Source organism: Aliiroseovarius sp. F20344, from assembly GCF_023016155.1.
Classification (GTDB): Bacteria; Pseudomonadota; Alphaproteobacteria; order Rhodobacterales; family Rhodobacteraceae; genus Aliiroseovarius.
In genome coordinates this window covers 849,617-869,293 of record NZ_JALKBG010000008.1, presented here as the reverse complement: position 1 = coordinate 869,293, position 19,677 = coordinate 849,617, and the positions used below count along the sequence as shown (strand labels likewise).

Sequence of the window (19,677 nt, the reverse complement as noted above, 5' to 3'; positions counted from 1 at the left end):
AACGCAACGCACGGGAAGCGCGCGCCGCTGTAATGTTCTGGCAACCTATTGCTTGGCGCGCTCTGCTTCGATCTTGCGCCACTCGGCCACGTTGGCGTTGTGCTGGGCAAGCGTTTCCGCAAAGGCGTGACCACCAGTACCGTCTGCCACAAAGAACAGATACGGCGTGCTGTCCGGGTTCAAAGCCGCTTCGATTGCAGCACGGCCTGGGTTGGCAATTGGGGTCGGTGGCAACGCATCAATCACATAGGTGTTGTAAGGCGTTTCCTTACGCAATTCGCTTTGGCGCAAACCACGACCAAGGCTGCCTTGCCCTTTGGTGATGCCATAGATCACCGTCGGGTCCGTTTGCAGACGCATGCTTTTGTTCAAGCGGTTTACAAAGACACTGGCAACCTGACGACGTTCTTCCGCCAAGCCCGTTTCTTTTTCCACGATCGACGCCATGACCAATGCTTCATCCGCATTTGCATAAGGCAAATCAGCGGCCCGCGCATTCCAAGCCTCAGCGAGGATCTCAACCTGAGCTTCCTGCATCATTGCAATTAGCGCAGCCCGATCTGAATCCAACTTCACCTCATAGCTGTCCGGCGCAAGGCTGCCTTCCGCAGGGATGCTTGGCACTTCACCCGATAGGAAATCGGCGCGGGTCAGACTGTCCACAACCTGCCAGCTGGTCACGCCTTCGGCCAACGCAATACGGAAGCGCGTGTCACTCTCTGCACGTTTTTCGACATAAGTTTCAGGGGCTTCGCCCTCAAGCTCTGCAGGTTTGAACTCTGCAGTAATCTTATATTCCTGCGTGGCCGGGTCCAGCTCGCGCACTTGCACGACAGCCGCCAAAACGCCCACACGATACAAGATTTCCGTTCCGCAGGTCGACGCTCCGCCACGTGTGACAATGTCCACAATCTGGTCCATGGACGCGCCTTCCTGAACCAGGAAAGATCCCGCCTTCAAAGCGCTGGCTTTGTCAGAATACTCGACGCCAATTCGGAAAATCGACGCGTTCGAGATCGCCCCTTGCGCCTCAAGGTTTTCAGCAACTCGTGCAAACGAGCTGCCACGCTCGACCCGCAAGCAGATGGTTTCCGACAGCGGGCCTTCAGCTGTGTACTGTTGTTTGCCCCAAGCGATCACGCCGACAACGACGATCAGGCCGACGATGAACAGACTCAGCGCGTTCGAGGCGATATTGCGCCACATCAGTCAGAAACCTTCCCCATAACGAGGCTGGCATTGGTGCCGCCGAAGCCAAAGCTGTTGGACAGCACGACGTTGATCTCGCGCTTCTCGGCCTTGTTGGCGGCCAGCGTCAGGCGCGGCGCGATGGCTGGGTTGTCCAGGTTGATGGTGGGCGGCGCGATCTGGTCGCGAATGGCCAGGATACAGAAAATGGCTTCCACTGCGCCCGCAGCACCCAAAAGGTGCCCGATCGAGGATTTGGTCGACGACATCGTGGCTGTGTCAGCCGCATCGCCCAACAGACGTTCAACCGCGCCCAGTTCGACGGTGTCGGCCATAGTCGATGTGCCATGCGCGTTGATATAATCAATGGCAGCAGGCTCCAGCCCGGCTTTTCCAAGCGCGGCCTGCATCGCACGGAAACCACCGTCGCCATCCTCTGAGGGGGCCGTGATGTGATAGGCATCGCCCGACAGACCATAACCCAGCACTTCGGCATAAATTTTCGCACCACGGGCTTTGGCGTGTTCATATTCTTCAAGCACCACAATACCTGCGCCCTCGCCCATCACGAACCCATCGCGATCTTCGTCATAGGGGCGGCTTGCGGCCTGCGGATCATCTTCACGCTTCGTGGACAGGGCCTTACAAGCGTTGAAACCTGCAATACCCAGCTCGCAAATGGCTGCTTCAGCGCCCCCTGCAATCATCACATCCGCGTCGCCGGTTTGGATCAAACGGCTGGCGTCCCCAATGGCATGTGCGCCAGTGGAACAGGCCGTCACGACCGAGTGGTTTGGGCCCTTGAAGCCAAATTTGATCGATACTTGTCCGGAAATCAGGTTGATCAGCGAGCCGGGAATAAAGAACGGCGACACGCGGCGCGGTCCACGTTCGTTCAGCAGGATCGAGGTGTCAGCAATGGTCGACAACCCGCCAATACCCGATCCAATCATCACGCCAGTGCGCAACTGGCCTTCTTCGTCTTCGGGCAGCCAATCGGCGTCTTTCACAGCCATTTCGGCAGCAGCAAGACCATAAAGGATGAAATCATCGACTTTGCGGCGCTCTTTTGGCTCCATCCAGTCGTCTGGGTTGAATGTACCATCCGACCCATCGCCCAAAGGCACTTCGCAGGCATATTTTGTGGTCACGCGTGAAGCGTCAAACTTTGTGATCGGGCCAGCACCCGATTGCCCATCCAGAATGCGTTTCCATGTTTCCTCAACACCGCATGCCAGCGGAGAAATCATGCCCAATCCTGTTACAACCACTCGACGCATTTTTGCTGCCCTTTCTCAGGTCGTTCGTCATTCCACGCTTGATAGCGCGGGGCGGGGTTTGGGGGCAAGAGGCATCGCGCATTTGCTCCTCTATCGGCAGATCAAACCCGTCCTGCACTTACAGGCGCTTGGATTCACCAACTTCTTGCTTCCCCAAAAGAAAACGGCGCCTGAAAAGGCGCCGTTCCCTTGATTTCTATCCCGAGCTTAAGCAGCTTCGGTGATGAATTTCACGGCGTCGCCGAAAGTCTGAATGGTTTCAGCAGCGTCATCCGGAATTTCAATTCCAAACTCTTCTTCGAAAGCCATAACCAGCTCTACGGTGTCCAGGCTGTCGGCGCCCAGGTCGTCGATGAACGAGGCGGTCTCGGTGACCTTGTCCTCTTCAACACCCAAGTGCTCAACTACGATTTTTTTCACGCGATCTGCGACGTCGCTCATGATAAATCCTCACGTTAGTTCAGGGCATGGCCCTTTTCGTTTGACCCGATCAGGGCCGTTAAGTTTCCAGCGCGTAACGCCGAGACCCCCAACCCAATTCAGGCTGTCGGGGTAAACCTGCGCCGCCTATAGCACATCGCATAAGATAGGCAAACGCTTTCGCGGTGCAAGGGCACAGTCATTTTTTCGCCGACTGCGCCCCTCGCCATTACAGCATCGCCATTCCGCCATTCACATGAAGGGTGGCCCCGGTGGTGTATCCCGCTTCTTTTGAAGCCAAATACAGAACCGCCGCAGCGATTTCGTCTGGGGATCCCATACGACCCGCAGGGATTTGCGACAGCGTTCCAGATTTCTGATCATCTGTCAGTTTGTCCGTCATCGCAGTGCCAATGAAACCGGGCGCAATGCAGTTTGCAGTGATGCCACGACTGGCGACTTCATAGGCAATGGATTTGGTCAGACCAACCATACCGGCCTTAGACGCCGCATAGTTCACCTGCCCCGGGTTGCCGGTTGATCCAACAATCGAGCCGATATTGATGATCCGGCCCCAACGGGCCTTCATCATCGGGCGCATCACACCACGGCACAAACGCATGGTTGAGGTCAGATTGACATTGATGACATCGTTCCAATCATCATCCGACAAACGCATGAAAAGCTGGTCGCGCGTGATCCCAGCATTGTTTACCAGAATATCAACCGACCCCATCGCCTCGACCGCCTGTTTCGGCAGCGCATCAACAGCGTCCGCATCTGACAGGTTACATGGCAGCACGTGAGCACGATCGCCCAGTTCTGCGGCCAAGGCCTCTAGCGGTTCAACCCGTGTGCCCGACAGCGCAACGGTGGCTCCAGCGCTGTGCAATGCTTTCGCAATTGCGCCACCAATGCCGCCTGACGCGCCAGTTACGAGTGCATTTTTACCTGTAAGATCAAACATTTGCTCTCCTGTATCCTACTGCGCTTTGCGCATCGGTTCGGTCAACAGACCATATTCTTCGATTTCTTCCCGCGTCATGACATGGATGTCATCTGCAGGGGCTGCAGTAATGGTAAACCAATAAAACGCATCATCACCAAGCATCTTCTCAATATAGGCCCGGTTGGCCTCGTGCTCGGGGGCATCCCTTGGATAATCAACCGCTTCTTTCACGCCATCAGACCAGGAATGCACTCCGATCTCAGCCCCTTCAGTGGCAACGCGGTTTACACCGGCAAGAAACAGATCAACCCCGCCTGAATAGATCTTGCTTGTGGCCAGAAGCTCTGTATTCAAACCGAGTTCCCGGACGCGATAAGCCAGCGGAATCATCGTATCATCATCCAGCGATCCCGGCACCTCAACCTCACGAAGGGTTTTGATGTTTGGATGGGCTTCAATGATATTTTCGAACTGATCCAAAGTCTTAGAATTGATTTCGCCATTCATGATCAGCACATAACCTTTAACCTGAAACTTGGTTGTTTCAACTTGGTTCAAAGCAATGACGGTCGCGATCTCACCAAGAGGTGTGGTGAAGGCAAGCCCCACCGCCAAGACGGTAAAGCCTGCAATTCCATAGAAGAACGTCTTCATGCGGAACACGTGGCGTTAACCAGCTTCAACCGCTGCTTTAACGTCGTCCGGCGTCCCAATTGCACGTGTCGCAACCGACTTGTCGATCCGTTTAATCATGCCAGACAGGGCTTTACCTGCGCCGATCTCCCAAATCTCGGTCACGCCATGCTCGGCCATCCAAGCGACGCTTTCGCGCCAACGAACCGACCCAGTGACCTGCTCGACCAACAAAGATCGGATAACAGCGGGGTCCGAAATTTCAGCCGCACGTACGTTAGCAACAAGCGGCACAGCGGGTTGGTTCATTTCAACGTGGGCCAAAGCTTCGGCCATGACTTCGGCTGCCGGTTCCATCAAAGCGCAATGAAACGGAGCACTTACGGGCAACAGAACGGCACGACGCGCGCCTTTGCCTTTGGCGATCTCAACGGCACGCTCAACAGCTTCTTTGTGGCCAGACACCACAACCTGAGCCGGATCATTGTCATTTGCCGCTTGGCAGATTTGGTCATGCGCGGCTTCCGAAGCGACTTCAGCAGCCGTTTCGAAATCCAGCCCTAAAAGAGCCGCCATCGCGCCAACACCAACCGGCACGGCTTCCTGCATGGCTTTTCCGCGGGTCCGTAGAAGACGCGCCGTGTCAGCGACCGACAAAGCCCCAGCAGCCGCCAAGGCCGAGTATTCACCCAGCGAATGCCCTGCAACAAAAGATGCAGCTTCAATCGTGATGCCTTCAGCCTCGAGCGCACGCATGGCAGCCAATGAGGTCGCCATCAATGCGGGTTGAGCATTTTGTGTAAGGGTCAGCTCGTCTTGTTCGCCTTCCCAAATCAACGTGGAAAGCTTTTCACCCAGCGCGTCATCGACTTCGTCGAACACAGCTTTTGCGGTGGGATAAGCATCTGCGAGGGCTTTCCCCATCCCGATGCTTTGGGCTCCCTGTCCGGGAAATACGAATGCGCGGCTCATGCCCCCTCCTCTTTATGCCATTGGCGTTAGGGAATGGGATACCCCGCGGCGGGGCGCTGTGCAAACGGTTTGGGAGTAATACTCTGCTTATCAGGCGGCCTGAAAGGCCAGGCCCGGTCCAGCAGCGGAATATCTGGCCACTTTCCGGCTTTCAAAGCTTGGCAGCGGAAGGCCACCACGATCATTCTTCAGATCGCGCAGCAGGCGTTCACGGATGGGACGCAACAGGGCTTCGGGACCTTTCAGGATCTCGATCGCGGTCATGTTGTCTTCACCATCATCCAGACGCAGATACAAAGTCGCCATCGAAGCAGCTGCATTTGCACTGTCATCCGAAGACAGCAAAAGGCCTTTCACATCTTCAAAAGGAACGGCGGCTTCGGTTTCAAAGGCATTCTTTTCCGATACGCGCCCGCGTCGAATGGTGCGGTTGTACAGATCAACTTGCGTTACTGAGGCGCCGTTGGCCTTGCCAAACATATAAAGCAGACCACCCAGCCCGATGAAAAGGCAGGTCAGCCCAAGCTTCATAATCAAAAGAACCCCGTCGCCCATTCCAGACGCGCTTGGGATTACCCAAAGACCAAGTGACGAAATAACAAGAGCAATCCCAAGGATCCGGCTAAAGGCCCGTGCGATCGATTCCCCCGATTGTCCGTTCACCTGATCGTGCAAAGAATATCCCCACTGAGCGGGGCTCAACAAAACAGGTTGCGCCGAATTTGATGTTTCCGCGCCAGACTTAGGAAGAGGTGATACCATCGTCATGGGACAAACTTTCTTGTTTTTATGGGCAGCTCGGACAAAGGCAGCTCGTCCGGACCAGTTATTCTCGCCCCAGTTTGAGGCTGTTAACTATTGATCCTCCTCAAGTGTGACGGAAATTGGGCGCGAGATGGGTGAATGCAGGGCCATAGTTTGCACACACTGGTACAAATCCACCTTTCAGAAACTTGCTTTTGACCCCGTAAGCGCCTTGCGCAGCACGTCTAAGCGTGTATAAGGCACCGTCCTTTCCGTAAGTGAATGAACCGCGTAGCCTCTCGTGGATGGGTCGCGGAAAGGTTTTGACCCATTCTTTGAAGCGCGCTTGAAAATAGAACTGGAGTTCACATGCCCCTTTACGAGCATGTCTTCATCTCGCGTCAGGATCTGTCCAACGCGCAGGCTGAGAACCTCATCGAACATTTTGGCACCGTACTGGGTGACAACGGCGGTAAAGTCGTTGACAGCGAGTACTGGGGCGTCAAGACGATGGCTTACAAGATCAACAAGAACCGCAAAGGCCACTATGCCTTCCTGAAGACCGACGCCCCGTCGACGGCTGTTCAGGAAATGGAACGCCTGATGCGCCTGCATGACGACGTTATGCGCGTTCTGACCATCAAGGTCGACGATCACGCCGAAGGCCCGTCTGTTCAAATGCAAAAACGTGACGAACGCGGCGACCGCCGTGGCCGTGACCGTTAATCGGAGGTCTAACTCATGGCAGCTAAACCGTTTTTCCGTCGCCGCAAGGTATGCCCCTTCTCGGGCGACAATGCACCGAAGATCGATTACAAAGACACCCGTCTTCTGCAGCGCTACATCTCTGAGCGTGGCAAAATCGTTCCTTCGCGTATCACCGCCGTTTCGGCAAAGAAGCAGCGTGAACTGGCCCGTGCTATCAAGCGCGCCCGTTTCCTTGCTCTGCTTCCCTACGCCGTTAAGTAAGGGGACCTGATCAATGCAAGTTATCCTTCTGGAACGTGTGGCCAAGCTGGGCCAAATGGGCGACGTCGTCGACGTAAAGCCCGGTTACGCACGCAACTTCCTGCTGCCCCAGGGCAAAGCCCTGTCGGCTTCGGACGCGAACATCGCGTCGTTTGAAGCTCAGAAAGCTCAGTTGGAAGCCCGCAACCTAGAAACCAAGAAAGAAGCAGACGCACTGGCTGAAAAGCTGGGCGGCGAGCAGTTCATCGTGATTCGCTCGGCTTCAGACGCTGGTGCTCTCTACGGCTCGGTCACTCCGCGTGACGCCGCTGATGTGGCAACCGAAGCTGGTTTCTCGGTCGACAAGAAGCAGATCATTCTGACTACTCCGATCAAAGACCTGGGTCTGCACACCGTCACTGTACGTCTGCACCCGGAAGTCGAAACCGAGATTGCCCTGAACGTGGCACGCTCGGAAGAAGAAGCCGAATTGCAGGCTTCGGGCAAATCGATCCAAGAACTGGCTGCTGAAGCAGAAGCTGAAGCCGAGTTCGAGATCGCTGAGCTGTTCGACGACATCGGCGCAGCCGCATCGGAAGACGACGAACTGGCCCCGGCAGCTGAAGAAGCACCGGCCGCCGAAGAGGCTTCGGAAGAAGAGTAATCTTCGATCTGAGAAAATTCGAAAGGCCGCTCCGATTGGGGCGGCCTTTTTTGTTGAAGCATCCGACAGGCATTGCATCTCGCACTGTGCCAAACCGCTTTCCGAACAATTTGAACTGACCAACAGAACTACGGTACCCTACCCTCACTCATTTTGTGGAAGGATCACATGGCATGATTTCTTACGTCACCGTCGGGGTCGATGACATTGACCGCGCAAAACGTTTTTACTCTTCGTTCCTGATCCCCCTTGGCTATGAAATTGAAGAAAGTGATGAGGGGCTCGGTTTTACGCTGCCCGATCAATCCCCGTTGTCCACTACGCTTTACGTGCGCCACACCTTCGATGGTCGCCCGGCCACGGCTGGAAACGGCACAATGATTGCATTCAAAGCACGCAGTCAGAAACAGGTGCGCGCGCTTCATGCAGCTGCACTTGCTGCGGGCGGCTCAGATGAAGGTCAACCGGGCTTTCGCGATCTCTACGGCCCTTACTTCTATGTGGGGTACCTCCGCGATCCTCAGGGCAACAAGATTGCGTTGCTCTCCAACGATCGAAGCGAACCGGGACGCGACGATTGAGCCTTAAGTAAGCACGCCCCCGCCGATGCTGACAAAGCCCCTACCCGGCGTCACCTTGCCCGCCTATGCTCGCGCACATGACACAGATTTCACGACGCCACGCCATCCTGACCTTCACCGCACTCGCAGTAAGTGCCTGTTCGGGACGGGATCGGTCCGAGCCGCCCAGCCCCATCAAATCCAGTGATGCGTTCAACCCACCGCTGTACCCCAACGAAACGCCAGAGCTGCGCGCGTTGATTAACAAATGGGCCGACCATTACCAGATCCCACGCGAACTTGTGCATCGGCAAGCCGTGAGGGAAAGCACACACCGCCCATGGGCGCGAAACGGGCCTTATTGGGGACTTCTGCAGATCCTACCCCAAACCGCCCGCACAATGGGTCATCGCGGCCCAGCGAATGAGCTTTTGGATCCCGACGTGAACCTGAAGTACGCGGGGAAGTACCTGAAAGGGGCTTACCTTGTGTCAGGTGGCAACATCGACGGTGCGATGAAGTGGTATGCCCGCGGGTATTACTACGAGGCTAAGCGCTTGGGTCTCTTGGTCGAGACTGGATTACGACCTGGCTGATGGCCTGAATCCCACGTCCTGAACTCGCAACAAAAAAGGCCGCTCAAATCGGAGCGGCCTTCTTAGTGTCTGTCGGTAAGACTTATTCGTCTTCCAGAGCCTCAACGGCTTTCTGCAGATCGTCTTTCGAGACTTCTTTTTCAGAAACCTTGGCCAGCTCAAACACGTAGTCTACAACCTTGTCTTCGAAGATCGGCGCCTGCAGCTGCTGACGCATCTGCGGGTTTTGCTGAACGAATTCAAAGAACTGACGTTCCTGACCCGGGTATTGACGGGCTTGGTTCATCACGGCCTGAGTCATCTCGGCGTCGGTGACTTCGATCTCGGCTTTCTGGCCCAGTTCGGCGAGCAACAGACCAAGGCGCACGCGGCGACCGGCAAGTTTCTTGTGTTCGTCAGTGGCTTCGATTTCCGGGTGGTCGTGACCTTCCACGTCCGGGTTTTCTTCATGCCACAGCTGATGTGCGATCTGACCAGCTTCTGCGTCCAACAGCGACGGCGGCAGGTCGAAATCAACCAGCTTGTCCAGCTCGTCCAGCAGGCCACGCTTCATAACGGCGCGGGCCGCACCAGCGAATTCTGCTTCCAGACGTTCACCGATCTGAGCTTTCAGACCAGCAAGATCTTCGGCACCGAATTTGGTGGCCAACTCGTCGTTAACTTCTGCAGCGACGGGCTCTTTCACCTCTTTGATGGTGCATTCGAACACGGCGTCTTTGCCAGCCAGGTTCTCAGCGCCGTATTCAGCAGGGAAAGTCACTTTGACTTCTTTTTCTTCGCCGGCTTTTACGCCAACCAGCTGCTCTTCAAAGCCCGGAATGAACGAACCCGAACCCAGCGTCAGCGGGTAATCTTCAGCAGCGCCACCGTCAAAGGCTTCGCCGTCAACTTTACCAAGGAAGTCGATCACAACCTGGTCACCGTCTTTCGACTTGGTGCCTTTTTTGCGGTCTTTGAAGTCCTGAGCGGTCTCGGCCAGGTTGGCCAGCGCTTCGTCAACTTCGCCTTCACCGGCTTTCACAACCAGCTTCTCAAGCTTGATGCCTTTCAGGTCGACCTCGGGGATCTCGGGAAGGGCTTCATACGACATTTCAATCTCAACGTCGTCGCCTTCTTTCCAGTCCTCGTTGGTCATCTTCACGTCAGGCTGCATGGCCGGACGGTCACCCGATTCTTCGAAATGTTTGTTCATGGCGCCATCAACAGCTTCCTGCATGGCTTCGCCCATCAGGCGCTGACCAAACTGCTTTTTCAGCAGAGCCATCGGAACCTTACCCTTGCGGAAACCTTTCATTTCCACTTCGGGCTGGGCTTCGACCAGCTTTTCGTTGACCTTGGCGTCCAGATCAGCGGCCGGAACCACGATCTTGTAGCCGCGTTTCAGACCTTCGTTCAGGGTCTCGGTGACCTGCATCGTCTCGTCCTTCTTTCAATTTTGGTGCGGGTGGAGGGACTTGAACCCCCACGCCTTGCGGCGCCAGAACCTAAATCTGGTGCGTCTACCAATTTCGCCACACCCGCTAAAACCGTGGACGGCCCGCGTTTTTGGGACGGGGCCGTCCAAATTCGCGCCCTTCTAGCACCAGTGCGCACGGGATGCGAGAGGAAAAACGCAAGGTCAGCACAGCAAATCCAGCATTTCTGTCCCGGTTGGCAAAGTCATGCCGTCAAAGTCGCGCTTATCGGGGTTCAGACCCCGAGTTTTCGCATGATTGCGGGCAATAGTTCGGGCAAATCTTCCGCGATCAATCCCGGCCCAAACTCAAGCGCCGCTTCCACATGCAGCCAGGCGGCGGTTTCTGCCGCCTGCTTAGGGCCGAATCCCCGCGCAAGCAGCCCAGTAATAAAGCCCGCCAGTACATCGCCTGATCCGGCAGTGGCGAGCCACGGTGCGGAGCGTTCGTAGGCGGCGGAGTTGACCGAGCACGCGCCATCCGGGGCTGCGATCACCGTGTCCGGCCCTTTGAACAGCACCACACAGCCTGCCCGCGCTGCGGCTTCTCGGGTTGCGTCCACTTTAGAGTACGCCGGGCCTTTGGTTGATGGAGCATCCAGCTTCTCGGCAATGTCGGGAAACAGCCGCGCGAACTCGCCCGCATGAGGGGTAAGCACGCAGCTCTCATGCAGCATGTCGAACAGCACGGACGGATCGTCCTTGAACGCCGTCAAAGCATCCGCATCCAGCACTGTCGCGCGTTTTGCGGCCAAACCCACCGGCACCAGATCCCGCGCACGCTCTACGCCCAATCCGGGGCCGAGGCACAGCGCGTTGAGCCGCTCATCCGCCAGCACAGCCTGCAACACCTGCGCATCACCCACCGGAGACAACATAATTGCTTCCAACCGCGCGGCGTTCTCTTGAAGCGCGCCGGGTGTCGGAGCGACGGTGACAAGCCCTGCCCCGATGCGCAGCGCTCCACGGGCGGCAAGACGGGCTGCTCCACCTTTGCCGGAGGGGCCAGATAGAATGAGGGCGTGGCCGTGGGAGAATTTGTGGTCGTTGCGATGTCGGTATTTATCTAAACCAAGTAGGCTACCGGTTTGCTTGGCCGATCCTTTTAGCCAAGAGTGTAAACCTATGTCGACCAGTTTCAATTTGTGAGACCGCTTAGCCCCTGTATTCAAGTGGTGTCCAAGTTTAGCCCTATGAAACGCAACCGTTAGATCGGCAAGAGTTGCCATCGCTTCTAGCGTTGTAGACAAATCCGGTTCACCATCCGGCGGAACAAGGACCTTTCCGCTATCACTACACAAACCACTTGGAATATCGACAGACACGATTGGAGGCCAGTTCGCATCCCTGTCCTCGGGGCTTCGATAGCAACCTGCGTCGACGCAGTCGCACATATCTAACAACGTAAAATTGATATCATCGATTGGACGAGTAAGACCTGTGCCAAACAGTGCATCCACTACAATTGCTGGGCGACACAGCGAAGGTTCGTAGTTTTTCGGCAGAGCTTCGACCTCCCCCAACGCGCACCACCGCTCGTAATTCACCCGCGCATCTGGCGGCAGTTTCTCGGCGTCTCCATACAGGAACACCTCGACCTCCCAGCCCCATTCTTTCAACAGCCGCGCCACCACAAACCCGTCGCCGCCATTGTTGCCCGGTCCGCACAGCACCACAGCTTTATGAGAGGTCTTTGCCAGTTCGGGCCATTCCTCGAAAATCGCCTCGACCACGCCCCGGCCTGCGCGCTCCATCAGCTCAAGCCCGGTGACCTCGCCTGAGTCGATGGCCGCTTGCTCAATTGCCCGCATTTGGGCCGCTGTCAGCAGTTCTGTCATGGCTCGCCTTTCGCCAAATGCTCAATTCTTAAACCAACTGCCTATTTTTTGTGCAATTAGCCGGAAATCAGCCAATACAGGCCGCCCTGCGTCAGCCTATCCAATTGTCGTGCCCATAGGAAAGTGGTCTTTGGGTCGCAACGCGAGCAACCACATGGGGCATGCAGATGAAAAAGATCGAAGCCATCATCAAGCCGTTCAAGCTGGATGAAGTGAAAGAAGCGCTGCAGGACATCGGCGTGCAAGGTCTTTCAGTGATCGAGGTAAAAGGGTTTGGCCGTCAGAAAGGCCACACAGAACTTTACCGTGGCGCTGAATATGTCGTCGACTTCCTGCCCAAAGTGAAGATCGAGATCGTTCTGGCCGACGATCAGGTCGAAGACGCCATCGAGGCGATCATCGACGCGGCCAAGACCGACAAGATCGGTGACGGCAAGATCTTTGTCTCGCCCGTAGAACAAGCCATTCGCATCCGAACCGGTGAAACCGGCGACGATGCTCTTTGACCTTAACGAACAGACACGAACCAAAGGAACCTGATATGAGCGCTCAAGACGTACTCAAACAGATCAAGGACGAAGACATTGCCTATGTCGACATCCGTTTCACCGATGTGCGCGGCAAGCTGCAGCACGTGACCGTGGATTGCGACCTCGTTGACGAAGACTTCCTTGAAGAAGGCTTTATGTTCGACGGCTCGTCGATTGCCGGCTGGAAGTCGATCGAAAGCTCGGACATGAAACTGATGCCCGACACGGACAGCGCTTATGTTGACCCGTTTTATGCTGAGAAAACTATGTGTCTGCACTGCTCGATCGTCGAGCCTGACACTGGCGAAGCTTACGGTCGTGACCCGCGCGGCACCGCCCAGAAAGCAGAAGCCTACCTGAAGTCTTCGGGCATCGGCGACGTGGCTTACATGGGTCCGGAAGCTGAGTTCTTCCTGTTTGACGACGTTCGTTTCTCGAACACCATGAATAAAGTATCGTTCGAGGTTGATGCGGTTGACGCCGCTTGGAACACCGACGCTGAGTACGAGATGGGCAACACTGGCCACCGTCCCGGCGTCAAAGGCGGCTACTTCCCCGTGAACCCGATTGACGACGCGCAAGATCTGCGTTCGGAAATGCTGACCACGATGAAGAACATCGGCATGAAAACCGATAAGCACCACCACGAAGTGGCCTCGTGCCAACACGAGCTGGGTCTGATCTTTGACAGCCTGACCAAACAGGCCGACGAGCTGCAGAAGTACAAATACATCATCCACAATGTGGCGCATGCTTACGGCAAAACCGCGACCTTCATGCCCAAGCCGATCGCAGGCGACAACGGCACCGGCATGCACGTAAACATGTCGATCTGGAAAGACGGCAAACCGCTTTTTGCAGGCGACAAATACGCTGACCTGTCGCAGGAAGCTCTGTGGTTCATCGGCGGCATCCTGAAGCACGCCAAGACCCTCAACGCTTTCACCAACCCGTCGACCAACAGCTACAAGCGTCTGATCCCGGGCTTTGAAGCCCCCGTTCTGCGCGCCTACTCGGCTTCGAACCGGTCGGGTTGCGTGCGTATTCCGTGGACTGAAAGCCCGAAAGCCAAACGCGTGGAAGCTCGTTTCCCCGATCCGGCCGCGAACCCCTATCTGTGCTTTGCTGCCCTTCTGATGGCTGGCCTTGACGGCATCAAGAACAAGATCGATCCGGGTCCCGCGCAGGACAAGAACCTCTATGACCTGCCGCCGGAAGAGCTGGAAGGCATCCCGACCGTTTGCGCATCGCTGCGCGAAGCTCTGGAAGCTTTGGAAGCCGACAACGACTTCCTGACCGCTGGCGACGTGTTCACCAAAGACCAAATTCAGGGTTACATCGACCTGAAATGGGAAGAGGTCTATGCCTACGAACACACCCCACACCCGGTTGAATACCAGCTCTACTACAGCTGCTAAGACCGTAGGACATAATACAAAGGGGCACCCAATCGGGTGCCCCTTTTCGTTTCAAGACCTGTCGCGAGCTACATGGCTTTCCCAAACAAAAAAGGCGCCCGACAAGGCGCCTTTTCCGAAATTCAGATCTCTACTCAGGCAAGGTCTGAATCAGGTGTATTTCTCAGCTCAGGAACTCGGAACCGTGCGCACGCTATCATGCGCGCCACGATACTGACGGTGACCTTCCTGAATGCAATATGCATCGCCTTCGGCCTTTGTCATACCTGCCGGTACGGCAATCGACTCGTCCCACTGCACGCGATCACGCGTATACAGCTGACACGTTACGGTACCTTTCGGCGTCTTGATTTGCACAGGATTGCTTTCATACGCAGTTTTACTGACGCAGCCTGCCATTAACCCTGAGGCGGTGATTGCAATCACCAAAGATAGTTTTTTCATAATTTCCCGCTCCACTTTTTTAACTCGCGAAATTTACCCGACTGGGCACATACTGATCATCGCCACTGTTATGCACGAAGATTGCTTTGTTTCAAGGTTGCATATCTCGACCAATACCATCGGAGCATTAATCATTCCCCTATAGGTTGCTTTACCCCTAAGCTGATTAACCTTTGCTTTTGAAGCACATAAGTATGGATCGAGAACACGACCGCTTGCGTTTCCGGCAGGCGTTTCATGCCCTGACGCTCAACCCGCAACCAGCTGGGTTGGCTGGCATCATAGCTTCGTCTTTCCTCTTCACGACGTGGCTGAAACAACTCCGGATCATTGTAGGACAGATAGTTCGCCCGCCACATGGGGCGCCCAACCCGGATGCCATCAAACAGCCGCTGCACCCGACGGGCGATATCGGGCGTATACTCACCCACAGGATCGTGAATTTTTACTAATGTTTTCATAAACTTCTGGTCAATGTGCCAGCTTGCCGGAAAACAAAGTATCGCGCCCGTCATGACGTGCTCGTCGCCTTGTTTTTGCATGATCACAAAGTCTTCTTGAACCAAAGAGCCAAGTGTAAAAAGCGGGGAATTGCGGTCAATTTCAACGTCGCGGCCATCGGGACAGGTCACGACCTCATCGGTCAGGCTAAATCCTTCCAGCCCAGTCAGTTCCTTAAGAACTTCATCCAGCAGTTCCTTGGCGGCAGGCTGCGCCGTTTCGGACAACCTGTGCACGAGATTCCCATGTTCCCGCATTAGAAACAGTCTGTGTGCCATTTGCGCACTATAAGCGTCATCAATTTGCAACCATTGACCGGATTCAATGGGATTCAGTCCCGGAAGGCGCGCCGTTTTCGGATCTGCCCATGGCAGAATCGGAAGATATTGCTGGCAAATCTCAACCATCAAAAGGCCTCTTGAGTGTATTCGGTGACTTTGCGCAGCCCTTGTGAAACGCGCAAGCTCTTTCCGGCACGCATTTCACTTGATCAAACAACTCATCACCCTTGCGTGAACACAACCACACCGCACTTGTTGAGACGCACCCACTTCGCCACGTTTAGAGCAACCAACCAATCTTCAATACCGCTTGGCCGGGCAACCATATTGCCCAGCCATTCAGCAGTTCCGATCGCGACAGGAGCCCCCATGCCGACCGAAAAGTTCACTTTCCCGGGTCATGCCGGACATGACCTGGCCGCCCGCCTTGATCTTCCTGACGGTCCACATTTGGCGACTGCGCTCTTCGCCCATTGCTTCACCTGCGGCAAAGATATCGCAGCAGCCCGACGTATTTCGGCCCGCCTTGCCGCCGTTGGCATCGCGGTGCTGCGCTTTGATTTCACTGGTCTTGGCCACTCGGATGGGGATTTCGAGAACACAAGCTTCACGTCGAATGTACGTGATCTGGAAAACGCCGCCCAAGCCCTGAGCGCGCGCGGGCTTTCCCCCAGCCTATTGATTGGGCATTCCCTAGGTGGCGCAGCTGTGATCAAAGCGGCAACGCATCTGGCCGGCATTCAAGGCGTCGTAACCATCGGCGCACCCGCCGACCCATCACATGTCATTGAAAACTTTGCAGAAGAGCTGAGCAGCATCCAAGCTGAAGGCGCAGCGGAAGTGTGTTTGGGCGGACGTCCGTTCCGCATAAGTGCAGGGTTTGTTGAGGATGTGCAAAGCACTGAATTGGACGAAGCGCTTAAGTCTTTGAATGCCGCGCTTTTGGTTCTTCACGCCCCACGCGATCAAATCGTCTCGATCGACAATGCAGCCACGCTGTTCATGGGGGCCAAACACCCTAAAAGCTTCGTGACGCTGGATGATGCCGACCACTTAATCAGCCGCGCCTCGGACGCGGAGTATGTTGCGGATGTTATTGCGACTTGGGCCACGAAATACATCAATCTGACCCCCCCAGCCCCGCCCCCCGGCGCGCCCGAAGGCATTGTGCGTGTGTCCGAGGCGGACCCGCGGGGCTTCCTGCAAGACGTGCAGTCAGGACCCAATCACCACACGCTGGCGGACGAGCCCCTTGCCTATGGCGGCACCAACAAAGGCATGTCACCTTACGGGTTTTTGTCAGCTGGATTAGGGGCTTGCACCTCGATGACCATCCGCATGTATGCGCGGCGGAAAGGATGGCCTCTGGACCATGTTCGGGTCGAAGTCAGTCATGATAAGGTTCACGCGCAGGATGCCGAAACGGGTGCGAAGAACCGGATCGACACCTTCCGCCGCGAGATCCACCTGACCGGAGATCTGGATGCCGATCAACGCCAACGCCTGCTTGAAATCGCGGACCGTTGCCCCGTCCATCGAACACTTGAGAACTCCAGTCAGATCGAGACTGTTCTGGCAGGCTGACAACTGGATGTTCACGGGGGAAAACCGCACGCTGCTCGACTGGCACCGCTTTTTACCTTGACCTGAGCCACCACCCCGTCAAAAACCCCTTTATGAGTACGGGCAGATTAACAGTAGATCTGGATGCAGTGGTCGCAAACTGGCGCGCACTGGATGCAATGAGCGGCGCAGAGGTCCAAACCGCTGCGGTAGTAAAAGCCGATGGCTATGGTTTAGGCGCTGGCAAAGTGGCACGCGCCCTTGCAGCCGCTGGAACACGTCGGTTCTTTGTGGCCGTGGCCGAAGAAGGCGCCGCCCTGCGCGAAGCGCTTGGCCCCGGGCCTGAAATCAGTGTCTTCTCGGGTCATATGTCCGGCGACACCGATATGATCCACGATCTTGGGCTGGTGCCCATGCTGAACTCGGTCGAACAGGTCACGCGCCACCTTGAAGCCCTGCCCGGCCATCCGTTTGGCATTCAGCTGGACACGGGAATGAACCGATTGGGTATGGAGCCGGGGGAATGGTCGGCATTGCGCGACATTCTTCTGCCGCAGAACCCGCGTCTGATCATGAGCCATTTGGCCTGTGCGGATGATCCAGATCATCCGATGAACCATCAGCAACTGTCCGCATTCCACGACATGACGGACGGTATCGATGTCCCGCGCAGTATTGCGGCCACGGGTGGCATTCTTCTGGGCGCGGACTATCATTTTGATCTGACCCGTCCCGGAATTGGCCTTTATGGCGGCCTGCCGTTCGAGGACGCACAAACAGTCGTTCATCTTGACCTGCCCGTCGTTCAAATTCGCGAGCTTTCGGCCGGGGAAACCGTCGGCTATTCAAATGCTTGGAAAGCGGAACAGCCAGCCCGAGTGGCCACCGTTTCTGGCGGCTATGCAGATGGGTTAAACCGTCACCTTTCCAATCACGCCGTGATGTTTCATGAAGACACTCCCTGCCCGATCTTGGGACGCGTCTCGATGGATTTGATCTGCGTTGACATCACCCACATCCGCGACACTCCAAAAGCCTTGACGATGCTGTCCAAACAGCAGACCGTAGATGATCTGGCCGAAATTGCCGGCACAATCGGATACGAGTTTTTGACCCAGCTGGGCGCGCGCTACAACCGCCACTATTCCAGAGGCCGCACATGAACGCTTTGACCAAACTCTTGGCCACGATCGGTCGTGTGACGCTTGGGTTTCTGGCCCTTGTCGGGCGCGTTGCAATCTTCGCAGGCCAATCCATCGGCCACATTGTCCGCCCCCCCTTCTATCCCCGCGAGCTTCTGACCGCGATCCTGAACATCGGCTATTTCAGCCTGCCCGTGGTGGGCCTGACCGCAATTTTCACAGGTGCGGCGCTGGCGCTGCAGATCTATTCCGGCGGGCAACGTTTCTCGGCCGAGGCTGTGGTGCCCCAGATTGTCGCCATCGGCATGGTGCGCGAGCTTGGCCCGGTGCTGGTGGGTTTAATGATTGCGGCACGCGTGACGTCCTCAATCGCCGCTGAAATCGCCACCATGAAAGTGACCGAGCAGATCGACGCTCTCGTCACCCTATCGACCCACCCGATGAAATACCTGACCGCCCCGCGCGTGCTGGCCGCCACATTGGTCGTGCCGCTTCTGGTCGGCATCGGCGATGTGATCGGGATCATGGGCGGCTTTATCGTCGGCACGCAGCAGCTTGGGTTCGCCACTGGCCCATATCTGAACAACACTTGGAACTTCCTTGAGACCCCGGACATAGTATCGTCGCTGATCAAAGGCGCGGCCTTTGGGTTCATCGCCGCTGTCATGGGCTGCTACCACGGCATGCGATCCGGCCGTGGCGCACAGGGCGTCGGTCGTGCTACAAAAACCTCGGTCGAGGCTGCAGCCGTCCTGATCCTTGCCGCCAACTTCCTGCTCACCAGCTTCTTCTTTGCCACATGATTGAACTTACAAACGTACATAAAGCCTTTGGCCCGAAACGCGTGTTGGACGGGGTAAACCTGACCATCAACCGTGGGGAAAGCATGGTGATTATCGGTGGCTCCGGCACCGGCAAATCCGTCCTTCTGAAATGCGTTCTAGGCCTTATGGTGCAGGACAGCGGAACGATCACGCTGGATGGCGAAGACACGTCCAAAGTCGAGCGAGATGCCTTTCTTGCCCGTTTCGGAATGCTTTTCCAAGGTGGCGCTCTGTTTGACAGCTTGCCCGTCTGGCAAAATGTGGCCTTCCGCCTTCTGCGCGGATCGCTGGCCAAACCCAAAGAAGAAGCCCGCGAGATCGCGATCGAGAAACTGCGCCGCGTGGGTCTGACGCCCGACGTGGCTGACCTCTTCCCGGCGGAACTGTCAGGCGGCATGCAAAAACGCGTCGGTCTTGCCCGCGCCATCGCCGCCGAGCCCGAGATCATCTTCTTTGACGAACCCACCACCGGCCTTGATCCGATCATGTCCGGCGTCATAAACGACCTGATCCGCGAGATCGTCGTCGAAATGGGCGCGACCGCCATGACCATCACACACGACATGTCATCCGTCCGCGTGATCTCCGACAAGGTGGCAATGCTGCACGGGGGTAAAATTCAGTGGACCGGCCCGGTGGGCGACATGGACAACTCGGGCGATCCCTACGTGACGCAGTTTATTTCGGGGAGTGCCGAAGGGCCGATTGAGGCAGTGAGGTAATGGGTTC

The 19,677-nt window shown here is 56.2% G+C and carries 23 protein-coding genes and 1 tRNA gene; 12 read left to right on the top strand and 12 right to left on the bottom strand.

Annotation, left to right across the window (positions count from 1 at the left end):
• Nucleotides 1-45: 45 nt before the first annotated feature.
• Nucleotides 46-1,206 carry an endolytic transglycosylase MltG gene (mltG, locus tag MWU55_RS13265; RefSeq protein ID WP_246936724.1) on the bottom strand — a complete coding sequence of 387 codons (1,161 nt, stop codon included), beginning with the start codon at nt 1,204-1,206 and terminating at the stop codon, nt 46-48.
• Nucleotides 1,206-2,468 carry a beta-ketoacyl-ACP synthase II gene (gene fabF, locus MWU55_RS13260; protein ID WP_246936722.1) on the bottom strand — a complete coding sequence of 421 codons (1,263 nt, stop codon included), beginning with the start codon at nt 2,466-2,468 and terminating at the stop codon, nt 1,206-1,208. Before fabF ends, mltG begins: the two co-directional genes overlap by 1 nt.
• Here fabF and MWU55_RS13255 point away from each other — a divergent pair.
• Nucleotides 2,437-2,661, top strand: coding sequence for a hypothetical protein (locus MWU55_RS13255; protein WP_246937961.1), 225 nt, complete (start codon nt 2,437-2,439; stop codon nt 2,659-2,661). The genes fabF and MWU55_RS13255 overlap by 32 nt on opposite strands.
• A 14-nt stretch (nt 2,662-2,675) precedes the next feature.
• On the opposite strand, the gene MWU55_RS13250 is transcribed toward MWU55_RS13255, so the two are convergent.
• The 5 genes from MWU55_RS13250 to MWU55_RS13230 form a co-directional block, all read right to left on the bottom strand.
• Nucleotides 2,676-2,909, bottom strand: coding sequence for an acyl carrier protein (locus MWU55_RS13250; RefSeq protein ID WP_108856591.1), 234 nt, complete (start codon nt 2,907-2,909; stop codon nt 2,676-2,678).
• Between the two features lie 208 nt (nt 2,910-3,117).
• Complete coding sequence (fabG, locus tag MWU55_RS13245) at nt 3,118-3,855, bottom strand: 3-oxoacyl-[acyl-carrier-protein] reductase (protein WP_246936720.1); 738 nt, start codon at nt 3,853-3,855, stop codon at nt 3,118-3,120.
• A gap of 15 nt (nt 3,856-3,870) precedes the next feature.
• A complete protein-coding gene (locus MWU55_RS13240; protein ID WP_246936718.1) occupies nt 3,871-4,491 on the bottom strand; it encodes an alpha/beta hydrolase in 621 nt (206 codons plus the stop codon).
• 15 nt (nt 4,492-4,506) lie between these two features.
• Nucleotides 4,507-5,442: an ACP S-malonyltransferase gene (fabD, locus tag MWU55_RS13235; RefSeq protein ID WP_246936716.1), complete on the bottom strand. Its 936-nt coding sequence runs from the start codon at nt 5,440-5,442 to the stop codon at nt 4,507-4,509.
• A gap of 90 nt (nt 5,443-5,532) precedes the next feature.
• Complete coding sequence (locus tag MWU55_RS13230) at nt 5,533-6,210, bottom strand: hypothetical protein (protein WP_246936714.1); 678 nt, start codon at nt 6,208-6,210, stop codon at nt 5,533-5,535.
• Nucleotides 6,211-6,555: 345 nt separating this feature from the next.
• Between MWU55_RS13230 and rpsF the strand changes: the two genes are divergently transcribed.
• The 5 genes from rpsF (at nt 6,556) to MWU55_RS13205 (ending at nt 8,954) form a co-directional block, all read left to right on the top strand.
• Entirely contained in the window at nt 6,556-6,912 is a 357-nt protein-coding gene (rpsF, locus tag MWU55_RS13225) for a 30S ribosomal protein S6 (RefSeq protein WP_133486495.1), read from the top strand.
• 15 nt (nt 6,913-6,927) lie between these two features.
• Nucleotides 6,928-7,155 (top strand): 30S ribosomal protein S18, encoded by a 228-nt coding sequence (rpsR, locus tag MWU55_RS13220; protein ID WP_005982441.1) that lies wholly within the window; start codon nt 6,928-6,930, stop codon nt 7,153-7,155.
• 13 nt (nt 7,156-7,168) lie between these two features.
• Nucleotides 7,169-7,798: a 50S ribosomal protein L9 gene (rplI, locus tag MWU55_RS13215; RefSeq protein WP_246936712.1), complete on the top strand. Its 630-nt coding sequence runs from the start codon at nt 7,169-7,171 to the stop codon at nt 7,796-7,798.
• A 173-nt stretch (nt 7,799-7,971) separates the two neighbouring features.
• Nucleotides 7,972-8,379, top strand: a complete 408-nt coding sequence (locus MWU55_RS13210) for a VOC family protein (protein WP_246936710.1) — start codon at nt 7,972-7,974, stop codon at nt 8,377-8,379.
• A gap of 77 nt (nt 8,380-8,456) precedes the next feature.
• On the top strand, nt 8,457-8,954 hold the full coding sequence (locus MWU55_RS13205; RefSeq protein ID WP_246936708.1) for a lytic transglycosylase domain-containing protein: 498 nt from the start codon (nt 8,457-8,459) through the stop codon (nt 8,952-8,954).
• 82 nt (nt 8,955-9,036) lie between these two features.
• Here the strand turns inward: MWU55_RS13205 and tig are convergent, their stop codons facing one another.
• The 3 genes from tig to MWU55_RS13190 form a co-directional block, all read right to left on the bottom strand.
• A complete protein-coding gene (tig, locus tag MWU55_RS13200; RefSeq protein WP_246936706.1) occupies nt 9,037-10,368 on the bottom strand; it encodes a trigger factor in 1,332 nt (443 codons plus the stop codon).
• 22 nt (nt 10,369-10,390) lie between these two features.
• Nucleotides 10,391-10,475: transfer RNA gene (locus tag MWU55_RS13195), tRNA-Leu, on the bottom strand.
• A gap of 168 nt (nt 10,476-10,643) precedes the next feature.
• Nucleotides 10,644-12,245, bottom strand: a complete 1,602-nt coding sequence (locus tag MWU55_RS13190; protein ID WP_246936704.1) for an NAD(P)H-hydrate dehydratase — start codon at nt 12,243-12,245, stop codon at nt 10,644-10,646.
• Nucleotides 12,246-12,412: 167 nt separating this feature from the next.
• On the opposite strand from MWU55_RS13190, the gene MWU55_RS13185 reads away from it, so the two are divergent.
• Together MWU55_RS13185 and glnA are read left to right on the top strand one after the other, a co-directional pair.
• Entirely contained in the window at nt 12,413-12,751 is a 339-nt protein-coding gene (locus MWU55_RS13185) for a P-II family nitrogen regulator (RefSeq protein ID WP_246936701.1), read from the top strand.
• Nucleotides 12,752-12,786: 35 nt separating this feature from the next.
• Nucleotides 12,787-14,193 (top strand): type I glutamate--ammonia ligase, encoded by a 1,407-nt coding sequence (gene glnA, locus MWU55_RS13180; protein WP_246936700.1) that lies wholly within the window; start codon nt 12,787-12,789, stop codon nt 14,191-14,193.
• Between the two features lie 168 nt (nt 14,194-14,361).
• Here the strand turns inward: glnA and MWU55_RS13175 are convergent, their stop codons facing one another.
• Nucleotides 14,362-14,637, bottom strand: a complete 276-nt coding sequence (locus MWU55_RS13175; RefSeq protein ID WP_246936697.1) for a hypothetical protein — start codon at nt 14,635-14,637, stop codon at nt 14,362-14,364.
• Nucleotides 14,638-14,768: 131 nt separating this feature from the next.
• Nucleotides 14,769-15,545 (bottom strand): DUF3445 domain-containing protein, encoded by a 777-nt coding sequence (locus MWU55_RS13170; RefSeq protein ID WP_281501863.1) that lies wholly within the window; start codon nt 15,543-15,545, stop codon nt 14,769-14,771.
• Nucleotides 15,546-15,788: 243 nt separating this feature from the next.
• Here MWU55_RS13170 and MWU55_RS13165 point away from each other — a divergent pair, with 243 nt between their 5' ends.
• The 4 genes from MWU55_RS13165 (at nt 15,789) to MWU55_RS13150 (ending at nt 19,670) form a co-directional block, all read left to right on the top strand.
• Complete coding sequence (locus MWU55_RS13165; protein WP_246936693.1) at nt 15,789-17,003, top strand: bifunctional alpha/beta hydrolase/OsmC family protein; 1,215 nt, start codon at nt 15,789-15,791, stop codon at nt 17,001-17,003.
• Nucleotides 17,004-17,095: 92 nt separating this feature from the next.
• Complete coding sequence (alr, locus tag MWU55_RS13160) at nt 17,096-18,145, top strand: alanine racemase (protein ID WP_246936691.1); 1,050 nt, start codon at nt 17,096-17,098, stop codon at nt 18,143-18,145.
• On the top strand, nt 18,142-18,927 hold the full coding sequence (locus MWU55_RS13155; RefSeq protein WP_246936689.1) for an ABC transporter permease: 786 nt from the start codon (nt 18,142-18,144) through the stop codon (nt 18,925-18,927). Before alr ends, MWU55_RS13155 begins: the two co-directional genes overlap by 4 nt.
• The gene (locus MWU55_RS13150) at nt 18,924-19,670 is read left to right on the top strand and encodes an ABC transporter ATP-binding protein (RefSeq protein WP_246936687.1); all 747 of its coding nucleotides are present in this window, start codon (nt 18,924-18,926) and stop codon (nt 19,668-19,670) included. The genes MWU55_RS13155 and MWU55_RS13150 overlap by 4 nt, the downstream gene beginning before the upstream one ends.
• Nucleotides 19,671-19,677 lie beyond the last annotated feature (7 nt).